This is a genomic window from Salinigranum sp. (assembly GCF_041641895.1).
In the GTDB taxonomy this organism is placed as follows: domain Archaea; phylum Halobacteriota; class Halobacteria; order Halobacteriales; family Haloferacaceae; genus Salinigranum.
Map to the genome: position 1 here is coordinate 12,027 of NZ_JBEPXO010000004.1, position 22,204 is coordinate 34,230.

At 70.3% G+C, this 22,204-nt stretch carries 24 protein-coding genes and 1 pseudogene; 21 read left to right on the plus strand and 4 right to left on the minus strand.

Annotation, left to right across the window (positions count from 1 at the left end):
• Nucleotides 1-46: 46 nt before the first annotated feature.
• From ACESK5_RS01325 to ACESK5_RS01335, 3 genes and pseudogenes are all read left to right on the plus strand, one after another.
• The gene (locus ACESK5_RS01325) at nucleotides 47-1,015 is read left to right on the plus strand and encodes a TIGR00269 family protein (protein ID WP_372909738.1); all 969 of its coding nucleotides are present in this window, start codon (nucleotides 47-49) and stop codon (nucleotides 1,013-1,015) included.
• Nucleotides 1,016-1,194: 179 nt separating this feature from the next.
• Nucleotides 1,195-1,641, plus strand: a pseudogene (locus tag ACESK5_RS01330) (plasmid stabilization protein); the annotation flags it as partial.
• Nucleotides 1,642-2,103: 462 nt separating this feature from the next.
• On the plus strand, nucleotides 2,104-2,970 hold the full coding sequence (locus ACESK5_RS01335; RefSeq protein ID WP_372909805.1) for a hypothetical protein: 867 nt from the start codon (nucleotides 2,104-2,106) through the stop codon (nucleotides 2,968-2,970).
• A 554-nt stretch (nucleotides 2,971-3,524) separates the two neighbouring features.
• Here the strand turns inward: ACESK5_RS01335 and ftsZ are convergent.
• The 3 genes from ftsZ to ACESK5_RS01350 all read right to left on the minus strand — a co-directional run bounded on the left by ftsZ (nucleotide 3,525) and on the right by ACESK5_RS01350 (nucleotide 5,683).
• On the minus strand, nucleotides 3,525-4,712 hold the full coding sequence (gene ftsZ, locus ACESK5_RS01340) for a cell division protein FtsZ (protein ID WP_372909739.1): 1,188 nt from the start codon (nucleotides 4,710-4,712) through the stop codon (nucleotides 3,525-3,527).
• A 2-nt stretch (nucleotides 4,713-4,714) separates the two neighbouring features.
• Entirely contained in the window at nucleotides 4,715-4,894 is a 180-nt protein-coding gene (locus tag ACESK5_RS01345) for a ribbon-helix-helix domain-containing protein (protein ID WP_372909740.1), read from the minus strand.
• A 225-nt stretch (nucleotides 4,895-5,119) separates the two neighbouring features.
• Nucleotides 5,120-5,683: a zinc ribbon domain-containing protein gene (locus ACESK5_RS01350; protein ID WP_372909741.1), complete on the minus strand. Its 564-nt coding sequence runs from the start codon at nucleotides 5,681-5,683 to the stop codon at nucleotides 5,120-5,122.
• 127 nt (nucleotides 5,684-5,810) lie between these two features.
• Here ACESK5_RS01350 and ACESK5_RS01355 point away from each other — a divergent pair, with 127 nt between their 5' ends.
• The 18 genes from ACESK5_RS01355 (at nucleotide 5,811) to yqeC (ending at nucleotide 21,502) form a co-directional block, all read left to right on the plus strand.
• The gene (locus tag ACESK5_RS01355; protein WP_372909742.1) at nucleotides 5,811-6,800 is read left to right on the plus strand and encodes an aldo/keto reductase; all 990 of its coding nucleotides are present in this window, start codon (nucleotides 5,811-5,813) and stop codon (nucleotides 6,798-6,800) included.
• Between the two features lie 69 nt (nucleotides 6,801-6,869).
• Complete coding sequence (locus tag ACESK5_RS01360) at nucleotides 6,870-7,169, plus strand: hypothetical protein (protein WP_372909743.1); 300 nt, start codon at nucleotides 6,870-6,872, stop codon at nucleotides 7,167-7,169.
• A 78-nt stretch (nucleotides 7,170-7,247) separates the two neighbouring features.
• A complete protein-coding gene (locus tag ACESK5_RS01365; protein ID WP_372909744.1) occupies nucleotides 7,248-7,880 on the plus strand; it encodes an HAD family hydrolase in 633 nt (210 codons plus the stop codon).
• 1 nt (nucleotide 7,881) lies between these two features.
• On the plus strand, nucleotides 7,882-8,778 hold the full coding sequence (cbiB, locus tag ACESK5_RS01370; RefSeq protein WP_372909745.1) for an adenosylcobinamide-phosphate synthase CbiB: 897 nt from the start codon (nucleotides 7,882-7,884) through the stop codon (nucleotides 8,776-8,778).
• On the plus strand, nucleotides 8,769-9,530 hold the full coding sequence (cobS, locus tag ACESK5_RS01375; protein WP_372909746.1) for an adenosylcobinamide-GDP ribazoletransferase: 762 nt from the start codon (nucleotides 8,769-8,771) through the stop codon (nucleotides 9,528-9,530). The genes cbiB and cobS overlap by 10 nt, the downstream gene beginning before the upstream one ends.
• On the plus strand, nucleotides 9,515-10,144 hold the full coding sequence (locus ACESK5_RS01380) for an NTP transferase domain-containing protein (protein WP_372909748.1): 630 nt from the start codon (nucleotides 9,515-9,517) through the stop codon (nucleotides 10,142-10,144). Before cobS ends, ACESK5_RS01380 begins: the two co-directional genes overlap by 16 nt.
• Nucleotides 10,135-11,184 (plus strand): nicotinate-nucleotide--dimethylbenzimidazole phosphoribosyltransferase, encoded by a 1,050-nt coding sequence (locus tag ACESK5_RS01385; RefSeq protein WP_372909749.1) that lies wholly within the window; start codon nucleotides 10,135-10,137, stop codon nucleotides 11,182-11,184. The genes ACESK5_RS01380 and ACESK5_RS01385 overlap by 10 nt, the downstream gene beginning before the upstream one ends.
• A complete protein-coding gene (gene cobD / locus ACESK5_RS01390; protein ID WP_372909750.1) occupies nucleotides 11,174-12,178 on the plus strand; it encodes a threonine-phosphate decarboxylase CobD in 1,005 nt (334 codons plus the stop codon). The genes ACESK5_RS01385 and cobD overlap by 11 nt, the downstream gene beginning before the upstream one ends.
• Nucleotides 12,179-12,197: 19 nt before the next feature.
• Entirely contained in the window at nucleotides 12,198-12,929 is a 732-nt protein-coding gene (locus ACESK5_RS01395) for an adenosylcobinamide amidohydrolase (RefSeq protein ID WP_372909802.1), read from the plus strand.
• Nucleotides 12,926-14,284, plus strand: coding sequence for a cobyrinic acid a,c-diamide synthase (locus ACESK5_RS01400; protein ID WP_372909751.1), 1,359 nt, complete (start codon nucleotides 12,926-12,928; stop codon nucleotides 14,282-14,284). The genes ACESK5_RS01395 and ACESK5_RS01400 overlap by 4 nt, the downstream gene beginning before the upstream one ends.
• Before the next feature lie 85 nt (nucleotides 14,285-14,369).
• Nucleotides 14,370-15,656 carry a trehalase family glycosidase gene (locus tag ACESK5_RS01405; RefSeq protein WP_372909752.1) on the plus strand — a complete coding sequence of 429 codons (1,287 nt, stop codon included), beginning with the start codon at nucleotides 14,370-14,372 and terminating at the stop codon, nucleotides 15,654-15,656.
• Nucleotides 15,657-15,837: 181 nt separating this feature from the next.
• Nucleotides 15,838-16,470 carry a hypothetical protein gene (locus ACESK5_RS01410; RefSeq protein ID WP_372909753.1) on the plus strand — a complete coding sequence of 211 codons (633 nt, stop codon included), beginning with the start codon at nucleotides 15,838-15,840 and terminating at the stop codon, nucleotides 16,468-16,470.
• Nucleotides 16,471-16,550: 80 nt separating this feature from the next.
• Nucleotides 16,551-17,183: a hypothetical protein gene (locus ACESK5_RS01415; RefSeq protein ID WP_372909754.1), complete on the plus strand. Its 633-nt coding sequence runs from the start codon at nucleotides 16,551-16,553 to the stop codon at nucleotides 17,181-17,183.
• A gap of 39 nt (nucleotides 17,184-17,222) precedes the next feature.
• Nucleotides 17,223-18,014, plus strand: a complete 792-nt coding sequence (locus ACESK5_RS01420) for a cob(I)yrinic acid a,c-diamide adenosyltransferase (RefSeq protein WP_372909755.1) — start codon at nucleotides 17,223-17,225, stop codon at nucleotides 18,012-18,014.
• Nucleotides 18,015-18,106: 92 nt separating this feature from the next.
• Entirely contained in the window at nucleotides 18,107-18,430 is a 324-nt protein-coding gene (locus tag ACESK5_RS01425; protein WP_372909756.1) for a hypothetical protein, read from the plus strand.
• 64 nt (nucleotides 18,431-18,494) lie between these two features.
• Nucleotides 18,495-20,021: a cobyric acid synthase gene (locus ACESK5_RS01430; protein ID WP_372909757.1), complete on the plus strand. Its 1,527-nt coding sequence runs from the start codon at nucleotides 18,495-18,497 to the stop codon at nucleotides 20,019-20,021.
• Between the two features lie 168 nt (nucleotides 20,022-20,189).
• Nucleotides 20,190-20,660, plus strand: a complete 471-nt coding sequence (locus ACESK5_RS01435) for a hypothetical protein (RefSeq protein WP_372909758.1) — start codon at nucleotides 20,190-20,192, stop codon at nucleotides 20,658-20,660.
• A 98-nt stretch (nucleotides 20,661-20,758) separates the two neighbouring features.
• Nucleotides 20,759-21,502 (plus strand): selenium cofactor biosynthesis protein YqeC, encoded by a 744-nt coding sequence (gene yqeC, locus ACESK5_RS01440; RefSeq protein ID WP_372909759.1) that lies wholly within the window; start codon nucleotides 20,759-20,761, stop codon nucleotides 21,500-21,502.
• A gap of 12 nt (nucleotides 21,503-21,514) precedes the next feature.
• On the opposite strand, the gene ACESK5_RS01445 is transcribed toward yqeC, so the two are convergent.
• Entirely contained in the window at nucleotides 21,515-22,135 is a 621-nt protein-coding gene (locus ACESK5_RS01445; RefSeq protein WP_372909760.1) for a molybdenum cofactor guanylyltransferase, read from the minus strand.
• Nucleotides 22,136-22,204: the final 69 nt, after the last annotated feature.

A 22,204-nucleotide genomic window follows, 5' to 3' on the forward strand; every position in this document is an offset into this window, starting at 1 on the left:
GTTCGAGACGAAACCCGTTTCCCTCCGCCTCGTCAACTCACTGTCGATGGAGTGCGACAAGTGCGGCCGCGAGGCGGTCATGCACGCGGCCTACTCGGGGCTACACCTGTGTGAGACCCACTTCCGCGTCTCGGTCGAGAAGCGCGTCCGGCGGCGCATCCGCGAGGACGGCCTGCTCTCGCCCGAGGCGACCCCCGAAGCGCCCGAGACGTGGGTCGTCGGCCTCTCGGGCGGGAAGGACAGCGTCGTCCTCACCCACATCCTCGCGGAGACGTTCGGGCGGGACCCCCGCGTCGAACTCGTCGCGCTCTCGATTCACGAGGGCATCGAGGGCTACCGCGACGCCTCCCTCGACGCCAGCGAGGAACTCACCGCGGCGCTCGACATCGAACACGAAGTCGTCACCTACGAGGAGGAGTTCGGCCTCCGCATGGACCAGGTCGTCGAGGACGACCCGGAAGACATGGCCCCGTGTGCGTACTGCGGCGTCTTCCGTCGGGACGTGCTCGAGCGGTACGCCGAGGCGCTGGGCGCGGACAAACTCCTCACCGGGCACAACCTCGACGACGAGGCACAGACCGCGCTGATGAATCTCTTCTCCGGCGACGTCAAGCAGATGGCGAAGCACTTCGACGCCTCGCTGGGACCGTTCCCCGCGCGTGCCGAGAGCGACCGGTTCGTCCCCCGGGCGAAGCCGCTCCGGGACGTCCCCGAGAAGGAGGTCGCCCTGTACGCGCACCTTCAGGACCTCCCCGCGCACATCACCGAGTGTCCGCACGCGAGCGAGGCGTACCGGGGGGAGATTCAACAGCTCCTCCTGGAGATGGAGGAGTCCCACCCGGGGACGCGTCACTCCATCATCTCGGGGTACGAGGAACTCGCCGAACTCGCCGCGCTGCGGTACCGAGACGACGAGGGGTCGAGCGACTTCGGCGAGTGCGACCGCTGTGGCGCGCCGACCGCACGCGAGGTCTGCCGGAAGTGTTACCTCGTCGAGGCGGTCGACGAGGCCTGACGTCGTCTCCGAGACGCCGGTCCGTCGTTCTGCCGTCGCCGACTCACTCTCTCGGCGAGTCCGTCCCGGGCAACTCACCGCCGACAAAACTCCACCGGGCTCGTGCGGGCGGGTACACGTGCAGCCAGCCCACCCGCCCGAGTGGGGTTATGCCCCTGACAGCGGCATCCAGACCCACGATGTCGACAGACCGTCGACGGTTCCTGACGCTCGGTACACTCGCTGGCTGTTCCTCGCAGGCACCGACGAACGACGCGGAAGACGCGGCCGCGACGTCGACCGAGGTCCAGACGGGGACGCCGACTCCGACGCCGACGCCGACGAGCGACCAGCCGCCGGGCGCGGACGTACTCGGCGGCCCCGGCCGCCTCCAGGGGAGCGCCACCGTCGACGCCGCGACCCTCGCCGACGACCAGGGGGCCGGACAGTTCGTCTTCACGCCCGCAGTCGTGTGGGTCGAACCGGGAGCGACGGTCGAGTGGACCGTTTCGGGCGGCGCACACTCGATTACGGCGTACCACCCGAACGACGACCGGTCGATGCAGCTCCCCGAGTCGGCGGCGCCGTTCGACTCGGGCGTCCTCGAGGCGGGCGACACCTTCGAGCACACGTTCGAGGCGGCGGGGGTCCACAACTACTACTGCACGCCGCACGAGGGACTCGGGATGGTGGGACTCGTCGTCGTCGGCGAGCCCAGGGGGGACCGGGGACGACCGACCCTTCGAACGTCGAGACGAGCGCGGCCGCCCAGACTCTCGGGACGCTCCTCGCCCTCGTGGGGCTGGAGAGCAGTGACGGACAGTCGTCGTACGGCTGGCAGGCGGCGACCTGGGACTCGTACTGGTACTCGCTGTACAACATGTCGACGAACGTCGCCATGTCGGGCAACGGCGTACAGTTCCCGCACAACCACCGGCAGCAACAGGCGATCGACCAGCGCGTGCCGGCGATACTGTCGAACGCCGACGTCGACGAACCCCCCATCGCGAACCCGAACCTCAACATGGCCGCCTTCACCAGGGGCGACCCGCACTTCACGCAGCAGCCCGTGTTCGACGTCGTCGCTGGCGTGGACCCATCTGAAGGGGGTGACCTGGGCGAAGAACTTCGAGACGCACTTCGAGATTCTCCCCGAGAGCCTCGCCGCGAAGTTCCGCGCGCAGATGCTCACGACGCTCGCACAGCTCGGTATCGTGGCGGGGCTCGTCGGTGGCGGTCCAGAGGAGAACGGTGCGCTCACGAAGGGCGAGTCGCTCGAACTCGTCTCCGCGTTCAGGCCCGCCGACGGGAGCTACCCGGACCGCACTGCCCGCCCGACCCACCACGCGGCCATGCTGTGGTTCCTCTCGGACATGACGAGTCTGGCGCAGAACGGGTGGTTCGGGTACGTCAACCCCGAACCGCTGGTCCCAGCCGAGAAGATTCAACAGCTCACAGACGGAGTGGCGAAGACGACGATGAACCTCTTCGACCCGTCGGACGTCGTCGGCGCTGGCTCGGTCCGTGACCTGGGGCTGCTGCTCGGCGCGATGGGCTGGTACGGGACGCACGCTGGGTCCGACGAGATGGTCGCTGGCGCCGCCGACTACGCCAACGCGCTCGCGAGCGCCGTCGAATCCAACCCTGACGGCAACGGGCGGGTCGAGAACGGCGCGGCGAACCAGGCGGCGACGCAGGGTGTCGTCGGACAGGGGCTCCTGCGGGCCTCACAGGTCGACGGTGTCGACTACGCGTCGACGGCCGAATCGGTCCTGGGATACCTCGCCGAGGAACTGTTCGACGCCGACGCCGGGACGTTCGCCTCGGGTGAGGACGCGAGCACGTACCGCATCACCGCCCGCGACGCGGGCGACATCACCGGCGGCGTCAACGCGGCCGACGAACTGCTCGGGATGGACCTGAAAGACCAGTACGCGCGCTTCTTCGACCAGACGTTCAACCGGGGACGGCTCTAGCGCGCCGAGCGACCGCCCTCCCGTGACGAGACGGCAGCGTTCACCCTGCCGCTCCCCCCAGCCGCGGGCGGGGAGTTCGAGCAGGCCGCAGTGTACAACCAGGCGGTGGCGTACGACACCGACTCGCGTGAGTGGTCGGTCGTCGACGACTCGTTCGTGACGGCCGACGCGCTCTACCTCGCCAATCAGGACATCTGGATCAGTCAGTGGGGTGGCTCGTTCTTCGGCGGGCGTGGCGTCCCTGGCCGGAACGACACGCAGCCGGATGACTCGTCCGCCTCGGCTGACCCGATCCTGCCGGCGCGTGGTGTACCATGCGGAAAGAATCGCCAAAAACGGGACCGAAAGCCGTAAACGGCATCGAGACGGCTCCTCGAACCGGAATTCTGCGCTTCGACTGGTCGGAGACCCGTGGGCACAGAAATATATAGACTAAATATCAGAGAAGCACGTCATACGCTATCTGCTCTATAGTTTATTGCTTCGAGAATGAAAATATGTATTTTAGTGGATAAACGAGAACGACGGACGGCCGAATCGGGTGCGAGCCGCCCTCAGCGGATGACGTCGAGCCCGTTGTTCTTCTCGAGCTCGTCGCGGCCGCCGTCGGACTGCCAGCCGGCCTGTGCGTTCTGGCGGGCGTCGAACTGCTGGCCGTTCGAGCTGCTGGTCGACTGTGCCTCGATGCTCTGCCGCGAGCGGTCGGCCTGTTTCTGCGTCGTCGGGCCGAGCACCTGTGCGGACTGGACACCGGTCATGATGGCCATGACCCGGACCTTGCCCTTGTACTCGTCCTGGATGCGCGCGCCCCAGATGACGTTCGCGCTGGCCTCGAGTCGCTCGGTGATGTTGTTCGCGATGCCCTCAGCCTCTTTGAGGGTGAGGTCGGGGCCACCCGTGATGTGGACGAGTCCACCGCTCGCGCCGCGGTAGTCCACGTCCAGGAGCGGGTGGTTCATCGCGTCGTTCACCACTTCCTGCGTCTTGTTCTTGTCCTGCGTCTCGCCGACGAGCATCACCGCGACGCCGCCCTGGTTCATGATGGTGGACATGTCCGCGTAGTCCAGGTTGATGAGCGACGGCTGGGTGATGGTCTCGGAGATGCCCTTCACGGTCTCGGCGATGATCTGGTCCATCACCGAGAACGCCTTGCCGATGGGCAGGTTCGGGACGTAGTCGAGCAGGCGGTTGTTGTCGAGGACGATGATGGAGTCCGCCTCGTTGCGGAGTTTCTCCAGACCTTCCTCGGCTTTCACCGTGCGGGCGCGTTCGACGTTGAACGGCGTCGACACCATGCCGACGACGATGGCGCCCTGTTCTTTGGCGATTTTCGAGACGACGGGCGCCGCACCGGTGCCGGTGCCGCCACCCATCCCGGCCGTCACGAACACGAGGTCCGCGTTGCCGAGTACTTCCTTGATGGTGCCCTGCGCCATCTCCGTGGCGCGCTCACCCATCGAGGGGTCGCCACCGGCACCCAGTCCCTGCGTGAGCGACTTGCCCACCAGGATCTTGGTGTCGGCTTCGATCATCTTCAGGTGCTGCTTGTCGGTGTTGATGGCGACCGTCTCGGCGCCGTCGACGCCGATGTTGTACAGGCGGTTGATGGTGTTGTTACCGGCACCACCACAGCCGACGATGACGATTCGTGGGTCACCGAACGTGTCGTCGCCGGTCGCTTCGGCCTGCGCTTTGCGCTCGGCCTCGTCGCGCTGCATCGCTTCCTGAACGATATCCTGCATCGTTACACTCTCGCCCAGGTGCGCTTACCCGACGTCGACTCGCGGGTCTCGCTCTGTTCGTTGATCATCTCGCGAACGGCCGCCCGGATCGCCTCGCTCCGGTTCGGGAACTCGCCCGTCTCGACCATTCGCTCGACCTTTTCGATCTGCTCCTTCGGGATCCGTAGTGTCACACGCTCCATGGTTTTGCATTCCCCCGGTAAGACGCAGCGGACGTGGGCCCGTGTTACCGTCTTACACCGTAGAATCGACAGACGGCGACACACCGTGCCGCCGTCCGTCTCGGCTGTAAGACGGCCGTCTTACGCGAAAGTATGGACTGACCGCTACATTATAAATCTACCGGCGACCGTAAGACAATATGTCCGAAACGGACTCTGAGGGGTTCTAGTGCTGGAATTCGACGTTTACGTTCTGTCGAGGACGTCCGCTGCGGGCGTTCGCCGGCCACATCCGGGGCAGAACGCCCAGTCGGACCGGAGCTCTTCGCCGCACTCCCCGCACGCGGGTTGGGTTATCAGCTCCCCGCAGTTCGGGCAGTAAACGTGGTCTGCGTCGACGTTTTCGCCACACTGGCCGCACGACGTCTCCGACGTTTGCATCTCGTCTCCCGCGTAGGCGCCGGATGTCTTACGCGGCTCCGTCTCCTCCGTGTCGTCGGACACGTCCGTCTCACGGCTCTCGACCATCCCCTCGACGGTGACGTTGACGTTGACGTCCTGTGGCCCGCTCGCGACCGTTCCGGCGCGTAAACGCTCTGTGAGACGCTCGTCGATCAGTGCGTCGACCCGCGCGGCGAGCGCGTCGTCGATGCTGTCTCCCACTGCCGACGACGTCTGCGTGTCCGTCTCACGTCCCGTCCCGTCGAGGTACGCGCGGAGCGCCTCGCGCATGACCTCGCTCTTCGAGGAGTCGAACTCCTCGAGGCGTCGGACGAGGTCGTCGTCGGCACGGAACGTGATCTTGCTCATCGACTGTCCGATGAGCGCCCGACTACTTGAACGTTTACACGGCGTCGGACATCTGTCTGTCACCGCCCAACCGGCACGGCCTGCCTCCGGGGCCGGACTTACAGGTGTCGCTCCGCTACCGGCGCGCATGCAGACGCGCCAACTCGGTCCGTACGAGGTACGAGAGGTCGGACTCGGAACGTGGAACATCGGGTCGGACTGGGGTACGGTGTCCGACGAGGAGGGTCGCGAGGCGGTCCGTGCGGCGCTCGACGCCGGCATCACCTTCGTCGACACGGCCGACGTCTACGGCGACGGTCGGAGCGAGCGACACATCGCGCACGTTCTCGACGAGCGCGGCCCCAGCGAGACGGAGGACGTCGTCGTCGCGACCAAGGCGGGCCGCCGACTCGACCCCCACGTGGCCGCCGACTACGACTACGAACACCTCTCCTCGTTCGTCGACCGCTCACGCGAGAACCTCGGCGTGGACAGCCTCGACCTGGTCCAGTTGCACTGCCCGCCGACCGACGCGTACTACCAGCCCGAGACGTTCGACGCGCTCGCGCGCCTGAAAAAAGAGGGGCGCGTCGACGCGTACGGCGTCAGCGTCGAACGCTGCGAGGAGGCACTGAAGGCTATCGAGTATCCGGGCGTCGAGACGGTCCAGATCATCTTCAACCCGTTCCGACAGCGCCCCGCGGAACTGTTCTTCCGCGAGGCGAAGCGGCGAGACGTCGGTGTCATCGTGCGCGTCCCGCTCGCGTCCGGCCTCCTCACGGGCGCGCTCGCGCGCGACTCGACGTTCCCCGAGGACGACCACCGCAACTTCAACCGGGAGGGCGACGCGTTCGACGTCGGCGAGACGTTCGCCGGCGTGCCGTTCGAGGCCGGCCTCGAGGCCGTCGACGAACTCGAACGTGCCGTGCCCGCCGGGATGACGCTCGCGCAGTTCACCCTCCGGTGGATTCTCGACCACGACGCCGTCAGCGCGGTCATCCCCGGGTCGACCAGCCCGGAACACATCCGGGAGAACGTCGCCGCCAGCGAGGCCGACCCGCTCACGAACGAACAGCACGGCATCGTCGCCGACGTCTACGACGAGCACGTTCGGGACCACGTCCACCACCGCTGGTGACCGTTCCCCGGACGACTCAGTGACACGCCCCCGCACGATTTTTGCCGGACGAGGCCGTACGCTCCGGGTATGTCTGACACCGACCCTGACGACGCGAAGCGCGTCCACCGGGCGGCGGTGGACAGACAGCACGAACGCGCACAGGTAGTGGAGCATCTCGTCGAGACGACCGCGGACGAACTGAAGTTCCCCACCCGGAGCGACGAAGTCGCCGCAGCGTACGCCGTCGACCCTGCGGACCTGCCGACCGAGACCGAGTCGCTCCCGGAGGCGCTCGACCGGGTCGATCCCTCCGACGAACCGGTCGCGGTGCTCGACCCGGAACCCCCGACCGTCGACGCTGTCGACGAGGTCAGCGACGTCGACTGACCGCACTCCTCCCGCGACGTCCCGTTCCGACCCGCCGGCCACCAGCAAGTTCAAGTCCGCATTGTCCGCACATCCGGCGTGGCAGTCTCGTTCGACCTCTTCGGCACGCTCGTCGACGTCGACGTCCCGCCGGACCCGGCGGCCGCCGTCGCCGACGAACTCCGCGCGCGCGACGTCGCCGTCCCCGACGACTTCGCCGCCGCGTACCGCGAGTCACACGTCGACGCGCCCGAGGGTGCCGAGGTCCCGCTCCCGGCACACGTCAGTGCCACCCTCCGCTCCCGCGGCGTCTCCGTCCCGAACAACGCCGCCCGCCGGGCGGTCGTCGCCGCGTTCGACCCGACCGTCCGGACGCGCGCGGGCGCCGTCGCCGCCGTCGAAGCCGCCCGCGACCACGGGCCGGTCGGCGTGCTCTCGAACTGTAGCGTCCCCGAACTCGTCGGGCGAACCTTCGTGCGCTCGGAGTTCGACTACCGCGAGTTCGACAGCGTCGTCACCAGCGTCGGCTGTGGCTGGCGCAAGCCCGCCCCCCAGGCGTTCGAAGTCGTCGCCGACGGCCTCGGGGTCGACCCCTCGCGTCTCGTGCACGTCGGTGACTCGCCAGCGACCGACGGCGGCATCGAGGCGCTCGGCGGCACGTTCGTCGACGTGGCCGACGTCCCACTGACCGATTTCCCCGCGTGGCTCGACGCCCGCGCGGACGGGGTGTGAGATGCCCGCAACCGCGACTGTCGCCGTCGGACTCGCGGCGCTCCTGGACCGCCTCGTCGCCGAACCCCCCTCGCAGCTCCACCCGGTCGCCATCTTCGGTCGCGCCGTCGCGCCGCTCGACCGGACCTGGTCGCGTCCGTCGCTCGCGGGCGGCATCGTCGCCGTCACCCTCCCGCTCCTCGCGGGCGGCGTCGTCTTCGGCCTCGTCGCCGCGCTCGCCGCGTTCCCTCCCCTCGCCGCGCTCCTGTCGGGACTGGTCCTCTTCTCGACCACCAGCCTCCGGATGCTGCTCGTGGAAGCGCGGGACGTCGTCGCGCTCTCGACTGAGGACCTCCCCACCGCCCGCCGCCGTCTCCGGTCGCTCGCCGGGCGCGACGCGGACACGCTCTCGGCGGCCGACGTCCGGAGCGCCGCCGTCGAGAGCCTCGCGGAGAACCTCGCCGACGGCTTCGTCGCTCCCCTGTTCGCGTTCGCGCTGGTCGCGCCCGTCTCGCTCGCCGGGGGCGCCGCCGCCGCGACGTGGGTCAAGGCGGTCAACACGCTCGACTCCATGCTCGGCTACCCGCACAAACCACACGGCACGGCCAGCGCCCGCCTCGACGACCTGACCATGTGGCTCCCCGCCCGCCTCACCGCCGTAACCCTCGCGCTCGCCGGGGGTGACCTCCGCGCGCTCTCGCGTGCGCGCGAACAGTCCGGGCGCCCGCCCTCCCCGAACTCCGGATGGCCGATGGCGACGCTCGCCGCGCTCCTGTCGGTGCGACTGGAGAAGCCCGGCGGCTACGTCCTCGACTTCGGCGCGCCGCCGACGGCCGCGGACGCCGACCGGGCACGGACGCTCGTCGCGCGGAGCGGCTGGCTCGCCGTCGCCGCCGCGGGGGTGGTCGTGTGGTTCTGAGAGCCGTCCAGGGGGCGCTCGCCTTCCTCACTCGGCTCCCCGTCGGCGGCGACGAGCGCTCGTGGGAGGCGTTCCGACGTACGCCCGTCGCGTTCGTCCTCGCGGGCTACGTCGTCGGCGGCTTCGCCGCACTCCCGCTCGCGGTCCCCTTCCCCCTCTCGACGACGGCGGCGCTCTACCTGGGCACGCTCTACCTGCTCACGGGCGTCACCCACGTCGACGGCCTCGCCGACACCGCCGACGCGAGCGTGGTCCACGACGAGTCGACCGACCGCGAACGTCGCCGCGCGGTGTTGAAGGACTCCGAGACCGGCGTCGGCGGCACGCTCGCCGTCGCGCTCGCCCTCGGCACGCTCCTGCTCGGCGCGCTCGGGATGGCCGGGTCGGGCCCACGCGTCGCCTTCACCATCGCCGTCGCGGCCGAAGTCGGAGCGAAGGCCGGGATGGCGACGCTCGTCTGCCTCGGCGACGCGGCCCACGAGGGACTCGGCTCCGCGCTCACCGACTCTGCCGACGCGACGGCGCTCGCCCCCGTGTTCGTCGCGGCCCTCCCCGTCCTGGCGCTCGCCGCGCCGCTGGGGACGCCCGCCGTCGTCGCGGCCCTCCTCGGCGGGCCAGTCGTCGCACTCCTCACCCTCCGCTGGGCGCGGTCACGACTCGGCGGCGTCAGCGGCGACGTCCTGGGGGCGACGAACGAACTCGGCCGCGTCGTGGGCGTCCACGCGGGGGTGGTGGCGTGGACGCTCCTCTGACCGCCGTCGACGTTCCCGCCCTCGTTCTCTGTGGCGGCCAGGGGACACGGCTCGGCGGCTCGACGGAGAAACCGCTCGTCACCGTCTGTGGCGACCCGATGCTCGACCGGGTGGTCCGTGCGCTCCGCGACAGTCGCGTCTCTTCCGTTCACGCCGTCACCTCGCCGCACGCGCCCCGGACGCGCGACCGTGCGAGACGGCTGGGCCTCGACGTCGTCGACGCGCCCGGCGAGGGGTACGTCTCCGACCTCCGGCACGCCCTCGACGTCGTCGGAACGCCGGCGCTGACCGTCGCTGCCGACCTCCCGTTCCTCGCGTCTGACCACGTCGACCGGGCGCTGTCGGACGCGACCCGCGACGCTGCTCCGGACGACGCAGACGTGAGAATCGACTCGCTCACGGTCTGTGTCCCCGCCAGCGTGAAACGACGACTGGGTGTCAGCGTCGACACCGCCTTCGAACACCGGGGGACGGACGTGGCCCCCACCGGTCTGAACGTCGTGGGCGGCGAGGGGGACGGGACCGAAACCGTGTCGGTGGTCGACGACGAACGTCTCGCCGTGAACGTCAACCGTCCCGCGGACAGAGAGGTGGCCGAGTCACGATGCGACTGACACTCGTGGCGGGGACGACGCGGACGGCCGCCATCGACGGCCTCAGCGCCGCGGGCGCCTCCGCCGACCTCCGCCGGCACACGCCGAGCGCCGACGCGGAACTCGTCCGGTACGGACGACTCGTCCGCTCGCCCGTCCTCCCCGTGAGCCCGAGCGGCTGTCCGACGCCCGCGGTGGTGACGCGGGCCGTCGTCGAGTTGCTCGGCCTCGACGTCGTCGTCTGTGACGGGGGGCTGGCCGAGCCGACGGGCGCTCCCACCGTCGACTTCGGCGCGAACCCCGGTCACGACATCCGGAAGCCTGACCCCGTCCGCACCGCGCCGGGGGTGTTCGCCGCCGCGAAGGCCGTCGGCGCGCGCCTAGCGGAGGACCACCTGGTCGTCGGCGAGACGGTCCCCGGCGGGACGACGACGGCCCTCGCAGTCATGCGCGCGCTCGGGGAGCCGTACCCCGTGTCGTCGTCGCTCCCGGAGAACCCACTCGCGCGGAAGGAAGAGGTCGTCGAGGCGGCGTTCGAGTCGTCCGACATCGCGCCGGGACAGGCCGCCCACCGCCCCGAACTCGCAGTCCGGTTCGTCGGCGACCCGGTCCTCGCCGTCGTCGCCGGCCTCTGCGTCGGCGCGCTCGACGCGGGGATACGGGTGACGCTCGCGGGCGGCACACAGCTGGTGGCGGCGGCCGCGCTCGTCCGCCACGCCGGGTGTCAGGAGAGTCTGGAACTCGCGACGACGTCGTATCTCGCCGACAGCGTCGACCTCGGCCCGGCCGTGGACGGCCTCGACCTCGACCTCACGGTGACCGACCCCGGCTTCACCGACGAGCGCCTCTCGCAGTACGCGACGGTCGGGAAGGAGGGTGCGGCGATGGGCGGGGCGCTGGCGCTCGCGGACCGCACGGGGGACCTCGACGCCGTCGAGCCACGGACGCTCGCGCTGCTCGACGCTCTCTTCGCGGCGGCGGATGGCCCCGACGCGCAGCACGGGACCGGCCCGGGCGACGAGTCCGGTCCGGACGGCGCGGGGGACGACCGTGGACCCTGACTCGCTCGCGGGGGTCGGCCGGGCCGTCCATGGCGGTTCGACGCACGACCTGGACTTCAGCGCCAACACCAACCCCGAGCGCCCACCGGGCGTTCGGGCCGTGTACGAGGACGCGTTCGACGCCTCGACCCGGTACCCCGACGAGTCGTACGCCGACTACCGCGAGGCGGCCGCCGACTACGTCGGCTGTCGGGCCGCCGACGTCGTGCCGACGGCGGGTGGGACCGAGGCCATCCGTCTGGCGCTCGCGACGCACGTCTCGCCGGGCGACGCGGTGCTCGTCCCGACGCCGAGTTTCGCCGAGTACGCCCGCGAGGTCCGTCTCCAGGGGGCGACGCCGGCGTTCGTCCCGCACGACGAACTGCTCGACCACTCTCCGGGCGACTACGCCGCGGCCGTCGTCTGCACGCCGAACAACCCGACCGGCGAGGTGGCCGACCCCGACGCGCTCGCCGCCTTCGCCGACCGGTGTCGGGAGGCCGGGACGCTCCTCGTCGTCGACGAGGCGTTCCTCGACTTCACCGACGTGGCCTCGCTCGCCGGGAGCGAGGGAACGGTCGTCTGTCGCTCCCTGACGAAACTGTTCGGCCTCCCCGGCCTTCGGATGGGCTTCGCGTGCGCGACGGGCGAGTCGACCGACCGACTCGAGACGGCCCGCCCCGCGTGGAACCTCTCGACGCCCGCCGCCGCAGTCGGCGCGTACTGTCTCCGGCAGGATGCGTTCGTCGAGCGCACGCGCGAGCGCGTCGCCAGCGAGCGCGAACGGATGCGCGGAGCGCTCGTCGACCTGGGGTACGGCGTCCACGATTCCGACGCCCCCTTCCTCCTGCTCGACGTCGGCTCCCGGTCGGTCGACGCCGTCGTCGAGGGCACCGCCGCGGCGGGCGTCGCCGTCCGCGACTGCCGGAGCTTCGGGCTGGAGAACCACGTCCGGGTCGCGGTCAAGCGCGCGGCCGAGAACGACCGACTGCTGGAGGTGCTCGACGGTGTCTGAGGCGGACGACGCGGCCCCGGTGTTCGAGACGACCGTCCGCGCGGGCGTCTGTCGGCTCTTCCGACCCGATACGCGGTGGCTCTCGACCGGCTGGGACGGCGGCGACTCCCGCGGGAGCGTCGCGTACAACGTCACGGTGCCCGAGGGCTGGCCCGAGACCGACCTCGCGGCGTACGTCGACTCGCGGCGTACCGAGGCGAGCTTCGACGCCGCGGGACCGACGCTCCTGACGGGTGTCGCACAGGAACACGCCCGACGGGCGCGCCTGGGGTGCGTCGAGGCCGTCGCCACCGCCGGCGTCTCGAACCCGGCGGCACTGCCGGTCGCCGGCCTCGACGACACGGCGGACGCGGATGCCGAGGCCGCCGACGGCGCCGGCGCCGGTGACTCCGACGACGCCCCGACGCTCGGAACGGTCAACGTCGTCGTCGGCACCACCCGCGCCCTCGACCCGGGGGCGCTCCCGAACCTCCTCACGGTCGCCGCAGAGGCGAAGGCTGCGACGCTGCTCTCGGTCGCCGGCGTCCCCGGGACGACCACCGATGCCGTCGTCGCCGCCTGTGACCCCGACGGATCGCCGGCCTCCTTCTCGGGCAGCGCGACGCCCGTGGGGCGCGCCGCGCGGGCGTGCGTCCGCGACGCCGTCCTCGCCAGCCTCGGGTCGCGCTACGCCGACCGGTCGGTCCCCAGCGTCGAGAGCGCGCCGTACGGCATCGTCACCGACGTGCGAGCGACGGTGACGCGGCTATGAGGGGCGTCGTCGTAGCCGGGACCGCCTCGGGCGTCGGCAAGACCGTCGCGACGCTCGCGCTCTGTCACGGCCTCCAGCGTCTCGGCCACCGGGTCCAACCGGCCAAGGCCGGGCCGGATTTCATCGACCCGAGTCACCACGCGGTTGTCTGCGACCGGCCCTCGCGGACGCTCGACCCGTGGCTCCAGTCGACGGCGGGGATGCGGCGCAACTACGCCCGCGGCGACGACTGCGACGTCTGCGTCGTCGAGGGGATGATGGGACTGTACGACGGTGATACGTCGACTGCCACCGTCGCCGCCGGCCTCGACCTCCCGGTCGTCCTGGTCGTCGACGCCGCGGCGGGGATGGAGAGCGTCGCCGCCACGGCGCTCGGCTTCCGAGCGTACGCCCGGGAGTCGCCTCACGACGTCGACGTCGTCGGCGTCGTGGCCGCCCGCGCACACGGTGGACGACACGAGGCGGGCATCCGCGACGCGCTTCCGGAGGGCCTCGCGTACCTCGGGCGGACCCCGCCGCGCGACGACCTCACGATTCCCGAGCGCCACCTCGGCCTCCACATGGGGTCGGAGGCACCGCTCCCCACGGAGGCGCTCGACGCCGCCGCCGACCGTCTCGCGGGCGACCGGCTGTTCGGTCTGGCGCGCGCCCCGTCGTGGTACCCGCCGTCGCCCTCGCCCTCGGACGGGGTGGGCTGGTGCGACGATGCCACGGACGCCCCCGACTCGACCGGCGGTTCCGACGCGAGGGTCGCCGTCGCCCGCGACGACGCGTTCTGCTTCGTCTACCCCGCCACGCTGGAGCGTCTCCGAGACCGGGCGTCCGTCGCCACGTTCTCTCCCGTCGCGGACGACCCGCTCCCGCCGTGCGATGGCGTCTACCTCCCCGGTGGCTACCCGGAGCGGTTCGCCGCCGACCTGGCCGCGGGGTCGACGCTCGACGCCGTCGCGGACGCGGCCGCCGCCGGCGTGCCCGTCTGGGGTGAGTGCGGCGGCCTGATGGCGCTGTCCGAGACGCTGACGGTCGACGGGACCGACCATCGGATGGCGGGCGTCCTCCCCGCACAGGTCCGGATGACGGAGTCCGTCCGAGCGCTCGACCACGTCGAACTCGCCGCCGAGCGGGAGACGCTCACCGCCTGGTGCGGCGAGACCCGTCGCGGTCACGAGTTCCACCACTCGACGGCCGACGTCGCCAGCGACGCACGGTTCGCCTTCGACGTCGTGCGCGGCCGAGGACTCGACGGCCGCGACGGCCTCCTCGCGTACGAGACGCTCGGGACGTACGCCCACCTGCACGCCGAGAGCGGCGCAGTCGACCGCTTCCTCGACGTCGTGGCGTCGGCAGAGCGGTGACGGCTCCCGGCGGGAGCGCCGCAGACCCCCGCGAGCGACTCCCGAACCGAAACCTCCTTTCGACCGCTCCGCGTCGCCTCGGCCCATGACCGACCGCGCAGACGACGGGGGCCGGTCCCGCGAGGAACGACGAGCGGAGGCCGTCCGCGTGCTGGAGTCGAACCGTCGCGACGGCTACACCATCCCCTCGGCGACCCTCTACCCGTTCCAGTGGAACTGGGACTCGGCGTTCGTCGCCCTCGGCCTCGCGGACGTCGACCCGGCGGCGGCCAGACGGGAGGTCGAGACGCTCCTCTCGGCGACGTGGCCGAACGGACTGCTCCCACAGATCGTCTTCTGGGCCGACGCAGAGGGCTACTTCCCCGGCCCCGACGAGTGGGACGCGGGCGTCGAGGACATCGAGACGAGCGGGATCTCCCAGCCGCCGGTCGTCGCGACTGCCGCCCGTCGCGTGTACGAGGTAACGGGCGACGACGACTTCCGTGACCGGGTCGTCGAGCCGCTGGACGCACACCTCTCGTGGTGGCGTCGCGAGCGCTCCACCGACGGCGTCGTCTACACTCGCCACCCCTGGGAGACGGGGATGGACGACTCGCCGGCGTGGCGCGGTCCCCTCGAACGGTTCGACCCCGGTCACGTCGCGTACGAGCGTGCCGACCGCAAGTCCGCGGCCCTTGCCGACCAGCGGCCGACCGACTGGGACTACGACCGGTACGTCGCCCTCCTCCAGCAGGGCCGGGCGGCGGACTGGGACGAGTCGGTCCTGCGGGAGACGTGTCCGTTCCGCGTCGAGGACGTCCTCACGAACAGCGTCTACGTCCGCGCGTGCGAGGACCTCGCGGCGCTCTACGCGAGCGGCGACGACGCCGCCGCGGCGGACCGCTGGCGCGAACAGGCCGCGGAGACGCGCGCGACGATGCGTGGTCGCCTCTGGTCCGACGACCTGGGGCTGTTCGTCTCCTACGACCGCGTCGCCGGCGAGCAGTTGCTCGAACCCACCGTCGCCGGACTCGTCCCCGTCTTCGGCGGCGTCCCCACGGTCGGGCAGTTCGAACGCCTCCACGAGACGCTCACGACCGACTTCCTCGACTTCACGTACGCGGTTCCGACCTACGTCGGCGAGGCGTTCGACCCCGACCGCTACTGGCGAGGCCCCGTCTGGATGAACACCAACTGGCTCCTGGAACGGGGCCTCCGACGGTACGACGCCACGGAGGCGGCCGACCGGATTCGGGCGGACAGCCTCGCGCTCTGTGACCGTGGGGGGTTCCGCGAGTACTTCAACCCTCGTTCGGGTGCAGGTCGCGGGAGCGACGACTTCGCGTGGAGCGCCGCCCTCTACCTCGCCTGGACCGGAGACTCTCAATCATGATTTTAGAGAGGTAGCCGCTGACGAGACTCCCCGTCACCGCGTCCAGTGCTAACGGCTGTATCGAGGGTTCTGAACGATGTTCGTGCAATATCAACCGCTGCCGCCGACCCGCCGAGACTGGCGCTGGCGGGGATCGACACGCTGATTTTCGACCTGTATAATCAGAGCGTACGAAGAATCCGTGGACCGTCTCGACATCTCGGCGGGACCGACGACTGTCTCGGACGCCGTCGGCGACGCCACCAGCGTTCTCCTCACCGGCCCGACCAGGGACCACCGGGTGACGACGGAGGGCGTGTCGTTCCTGTCGTCCCCGGAACCGGCGGCGAACCACGTCCACTGGGTGACGACGCTCCGCTCGCCGGAGGACGCGGTTCGGACGTGGACGGACCAGGTGGCCACAGCGCCTGCCTCACTGACAGTCGTCGGAGTCGGCGAACGACGCTCTGCCGCTGAGCCCCCGACGGCGGGTCGGTTCGACGAACCGGCGTACTCGACGGCCCACGTCGAGTCGCCGTCGGCGCTGACGACCCTCGGACTCCGCCTCACCGACGGACTCACGTCGACGGTGGCGGGGCGAGACCGACTGTGGTTCGAGTCGCTCTCGACGCTGCTACAGTTCGTCCCCTCCGCCGACGCCTTCAGGTTCCTCCACGCCCTCTCGGCCCGACTCACGGGAGCAGGTGCGGCCGGCTGGTTCCACCTCGACCCGGCGCTCCACGACCCGCGACTCCTCCACACGTTCCTCTCCGTCTGTGACGCACGGGTGTCCGTCGACGTCGACGCCGAGGAGCTCGTCGTTCGGCGGCGGTGACTGTCCTCCGTGCCGTAAATCTCTGAACTCTTACTTGTTCGATACGTTTAATAGTCCGTATCACAGACGATAAAGAGACTGTGGGAGGAGAGAACGAGGGGGGGCGAGAGCGAGGCGATGGGCTGTCGAGCGACGTCTTCGACGGCGCCAGGAACGTCCTGTTGATGGGCTCACCGATGGACCCGCAGACGCTCGAAACCGGCTTCTCGCTGCTCGCCGGTGACGACCCCGAGCGGACGCGCGTCCTGTGGATTACGCTGCTCAACACCCCCAGAGAGGTCGTCGACATCTGGGACGAACACGTCCCGACCCGCCCCGACAGGCTCCGCGTGGTGCTCGTCGGCGACGGCCTCTCGGTCACGGACGCCGTCTCGGATCCACACGTCGGCGTCGACACCGTCGAGGACCCGGCCGACCTCACGACGCTCGGCGTGCGCGTGCTGAACGCCCTCTCGGCCCTCGAGGCCGACGACGCGTCCGTCGACGTCTGTCTGCGGTTCGACTCGCTGACGCCCCTCTCCCAGTACGTCAGCCAGCAGGGACTCTGTCAGTTCCTCCACGTCCTCACGACCAGACTCGCCGACGCCGGGGTCCGGTCGCACTTCCACCTCGACCCGATGGCTCACGACAGCCAGACGGTCCACGCGCTCGGGGCCATCTTCGACACGCAGGTCCGCGTGGAGGACGACGGCGTCTCCTTGATCCAGCGGTGAGGGGCCGGCTTTTTGTTCTCGCGCTGCCGAACTCGGTCGATGAACGACGGCGACCGCCACACGGAACGCGAGGACGACCGAACCGCCGACGACGCTATCGAGTCCGATACCGACTCGCCGAGTGCGGACAACCGTCCGGAATCTGAAGAGTCGGCTACCCCGGAGACGGTCCGCCGCAACACGCCGGGGAAGGGAATCCGTCCCGGGGCACAGGCGATTACGCCCGACGCACCCGAGGAGTTCGGCCTCGTTCAGGTCTGGTGGGGGGACGGCAAGGGAAAGACGACGGCCGCCCTCGGGATGGCGGTTCGCGCCGCCGGCCACGGCTTCCGCGTCCACCTCCTCCAGTTCCTGAAAGGGGGCGCGGACTCCGTCGAGGCGGTCAGGGGAGAGTACAACGCCATCGCGGCTCTGCCGGGACTCAGTTACGAGAACCTCGGCCACTACGGGTGGGCCGGCATGGCCGACGGGAGCGACGACGCCGACCACGCGGCGCAGGTGGACGCCGGCTTCGAACGGGCCCGCGAACTCGTCGACTGTGCGGCGGCGGCGGACCGCTCGACCCCCTTCGACCTCGACGGCCCGCCCGAGGACGGGGTCCACATGCTCGTGCTCGACGAGGTGCTGTACGCCGTCTCGATGGACCTGCTGGCTCCCGAGGACCTCGTCGAACTGGTCGAACGTGCCCCTGACGACCTCGAACTCGTCCTGACAGGCGGTCACGAGGAACCGACCTACCTCCTCGACCACGCCGACCTCGTCACCGAGGTTCGAAAGTCGAAGCACCCGATGGACGCCGGGCAGCGCGCGCGCCGCGGCACGGAGTACTGACGCGTCTCGCGCTCCACCAGAACGCGCTGCCTCTTGAATGACTTGACCGAACAAGCACCAGTAGTGTACGGCTCCGACCGGACCGTGCGAGTGTGACTTCTGATATCGCCGTCGGCTCCGAGCGTGGTCGCACTCTCGTCACCGTCCGCCGAACGGTGAACGAACACGGGACGATGACCGTCGAGGTCCACGACTCGAACGAGCACCGACAGGTCGTCGCGTTCGCCGCGGACCTCCGCGCGGTGTTCGCGAACCTCCCGACGGGGACGACCGTTCCGGTCGAGATGGAGCGACTCCACACCCGCGGGAACTGCTGGCGGGTGACGAGCATCGGTCCGACCGGCCGCGGTGGCGCCGGACGCGAGGACCCCGAGACGGCCCGACTGCTCCCGAACCCCACGCGCGCGACGCGATAGCCACCACTGCCGGCCGGGGTCCGACGGCGCCACGGCTTTGTACTCCGGGCGCTCTCCCTCTCGTATGCCGACGCTCCTGGTCGCCGGCACCGCGAGCCACGTGGGGAAGTCCACCGTCGCCGCCGGCCTCTGTCGACTCCTCGCCGACCGTGGCGTCGACGTCGTCCCGTTCAAGGCGCAGAACATGAGCACGAACGCCCGCGCCGTCCCGCGTGCGACGGGCGACGGCTTCGGCGAAATCGGCGTCTCACAGTACGTCCAGGCGCGGGCCGCCCGCGTCCCGGCGACGACGGACCACAACCCCGTCCTCCTCAAGCCACAGGGTGGCGGCGAGTCGCAACTGCTGCTCGACGGGCGCGTCGTCGCCGACGTGGCCGCCGGGCGCTACTACGACGACCACTGGCACCGCGCCCGCGACGTGGCCGCCGCCGCCCATGCCCGACTCGCCGACGCACACGACCTGGTCGTCGCCGAGGGGGCCGGGTCCATCGCCGAGATAAACCTCCACCACCGCGACCTCGCCAACGTGGAGACGCCGCGCTTCGCGCGGGAGACGGATTCGGCGGCGATTCTCCTCGTCGCCGACATCGAACGCGGCGGCGTCTTCGCGTCCATCGTGGGGACGCTCGAACTCGTCCCCGACGACCTCCGCGAGCTGGTCTGTGGCGTCGTCGTCACGAAGTTCCGCGGTGACGAGTCGCTGCTCGAACCGGGCCTCCGAGAGTTGGAGTCCCGCACCGGCGTCCCCGTCCTCGGCGTCCTCCCCTACGACGACCCCGGTCTCCCGGAGGAGGACAGCGTCGCGGTTCCACCCTCGGGGACGGTCAGAGGCGCCGACGAGGCGGACGCCGAGGACGGCGTGCTCGTGGTCGTCCCGCGGCTCCCGCACATCGCCAACTACACCGACCTCGGCCCGCTCGAATCCCTCCCGGGGGTTCGGGTCGCCTACCGCGCCCTCGACGCGCCGCTCGACGACGCCGACGCGGTCGTCCTCCCGGGGACGAAGAACTCCGTCGACGACCTGCTCGCACTACACGCGGCCGACTTCGGCACCCGACTGCGGGCCTTCGACGGGCCGGTCGTCGGCCTCTGCGGCGGCTATCAGCTCCTCGGCGAACGGCTAACGAACGCGACGGTCGAGGGAACGGGAGACGACGACGTGGTCGAGGGGCTCGACCTCCTCCCCGTGGAGACGTCGTTCTCGGCGGAGAAACGCGTCGTCGAGACACGCCTCCGACTGGACGCCACCGCTGGCCCGCTGGCTGGCGTCAGCGACGTCGTCACGGGGTACGAGATACACCAGGGACGAACCAGGGCCACGGGAGCCGTCGACACGCCGTTCGCTCCCCTCGACGGCGACCCGACGGCGGCGCTCGGCGCGTCACGAGGACGGGTCGTCGGGACCTACCTCCACGGCCTGTTCGAGAACCGCTCCGTCCGGGACGCGTTCGTCAGTTCGCTCTTCGAAGCCAGAGGAATCGAGTGGGTTCGTGGGCGGGAAACGGGAGACACTCCGTACGACCGCGCGGCCGCACTCGTCGCCGGAATGGACGTCCAGACGCTACTCGATGCAGTCGAAGTCGGCGGCTGAACTGGTCTTCCGAGCCACCTGTGTGGACACTGCTCGCCTGGTCGTCCGACCGTCCCCGACACATACGACCAGTCGACGACCGTGTTGGTGTGTCTTTTGCCCCGCGAAGAGATTCCGCTGTCTGAACTACTGACAAGATATAATGCCACTCCCGGTCCGCGTTACCGTGTGATAGGTTCACACTGTACGCGACGGACGCTACTGAAGACCGCAACAGGGGCTGCTGCGACGGTGACGGGACTGGCAGCGTTCTCTGGCTCGGCCACGGCGCACTTTCCTCCCGAGCTCTCCATCGACATCAGGCCCGACAGCCCACAGAACGTCGTCAACCCACGGAGCGACGGTGTCGTCACCGTCGCTGTCCTGCAGACAGATACGTTCGACCCGACCCGTGAGGACGTCCGCTACCGCTTCGGTGCCCCCGACGTGCTGAGCGGCGGTGCCGGCGCGATGCATCGCTCCTCCCACGTTCGGGACGTCGACGGCGACGGATGCGACGACCTCGTGTTGCAGTTCGACCTTGGGGACGCTGGCTTCGACGGCGACGAGTCACAGGGTGAACTCCGCTGGGACCGTGATGAGACACGGCAACACGGGTACTCGGGGACCGATGTCGTCCGAGTCGTCGGCCGTCGCTGACGGGTGGTCTCGGCCGCAGACACGACGGGTTGGACTGTCACCTGTCGTCATACCGGCTCACCCCTACGTTCTTTAGCCGACCGCTCTTTCTCACGACGATGCGTCTCCCCTCGGCTCTCGCGGCGGCCGACGAACAGTGCGTCGCGGTGGTCGGTGCCGGTGGCAAGAAGACGGCGCTCTACCGACTCGGTGGGCTCCTCGACCGCGCCGTCGTGACGGCCACCGTGCGGATTCCCATCTTCGACGACGAGGTGGCGGAGGTGGTGGTCACGGACGACCCCGTCTCGACGCTGCAGTCGCGCACGGACGACGCGGACGCGTGGCCGCTCGGTCTCGTCCCCGAGCGCGAGCGCGACGACCGCTACCGCGGCTACGACCCCGAGACGGTCGACGACGTCGCCGCCGCCCACGACGGGCCGGTGCTAGTGAAGGCCGACGGGGCGCGGACCCGGCTCCTCAAGGCACCCGACGAGCGCGAGCCACAACTCCCCGCGGGTGCGGACACCGTCCTCGCCGTCGCCAGCGCGCGGGTCGTCGGTAAGCCCCTGTCGGAGCAGTGGGTCCACCGTCCCGAACTAGTGGCCGACCTGACTGGACTCGACGTGGGCGACGAACTGGACGCGACGGACGTCGCGCGCGTCCTCGCCAGCACCGACGGCGGCCTGAAAGACGTCCCCGACGAGGCTCGGGCCGTCGCCGTGGTGAACATGGTCGACGACGACGCGCTCCGCGCGACGGGTGAGGCCGTCGCGGCCGAGGTGCTCTCGCTCACCGACCGCGTCGACCGGGTCGTCCTCACGCAGCTCGTCGCGCCGGACCCCGTCGTCGAGGTGTTCGCGTGAGCGCGAATCGGCTCACTCGTCGCGGCCGAGCCGGTCGTCCGCCGCCCGGAACTCAGCTTCCGTGTTGAGGTTGTCGAAGGTGTCGCTCGCGGCGTGGGCGGCCACCGCTTCACCGTCGACCACGACGTGGTCTAGCGTCTCGATGGGTGTGAGAACCCGTGGCTCTCCGCCCTCGGCCGCGGCGAGCGCGGCGTCGCAGGCGTCGGCCATCGCCGCCGCCCGGTACACCGCCTGCAGCGGTTCGTACCACTCGCCGGGGCGCGGAATCGCGGCGTCGTGACCGGCGGCGCGCTCGAACAGGTACGCGACGAAGTCGGGGTCGACGAACGGCATGTCGCAGGCGACGACGGCAGCGTACTCCGTCTCGACGGCGCGGAGACCCGTCCGGATGCCGGCGACCGGTCCGCGGTCGGGGTCGGGATCGACTGCGAACGCCGGGTCGTGCCCCGCGAGCGCGGCCTCGACGTCGTCGCGCTGGTCGCTCCGGCAGTTGACGACGAGACGGTCACAGACGCGCGCGAGTCGGTCGGCCACCCGACGGACCATCGGCACCCCGGCGAGTTCGGCGACGGCCTTGTCGCGGTCGCCGAAGCGAGTCGACCGACCCCCGGCGACGATGACGGCACTGCGCATAGGCGGTGTAGCGGCCTCTCGGTCAAGAGGGTACGGTTCCCCGTTCGAACGCGGCTTTAATCGGCACCC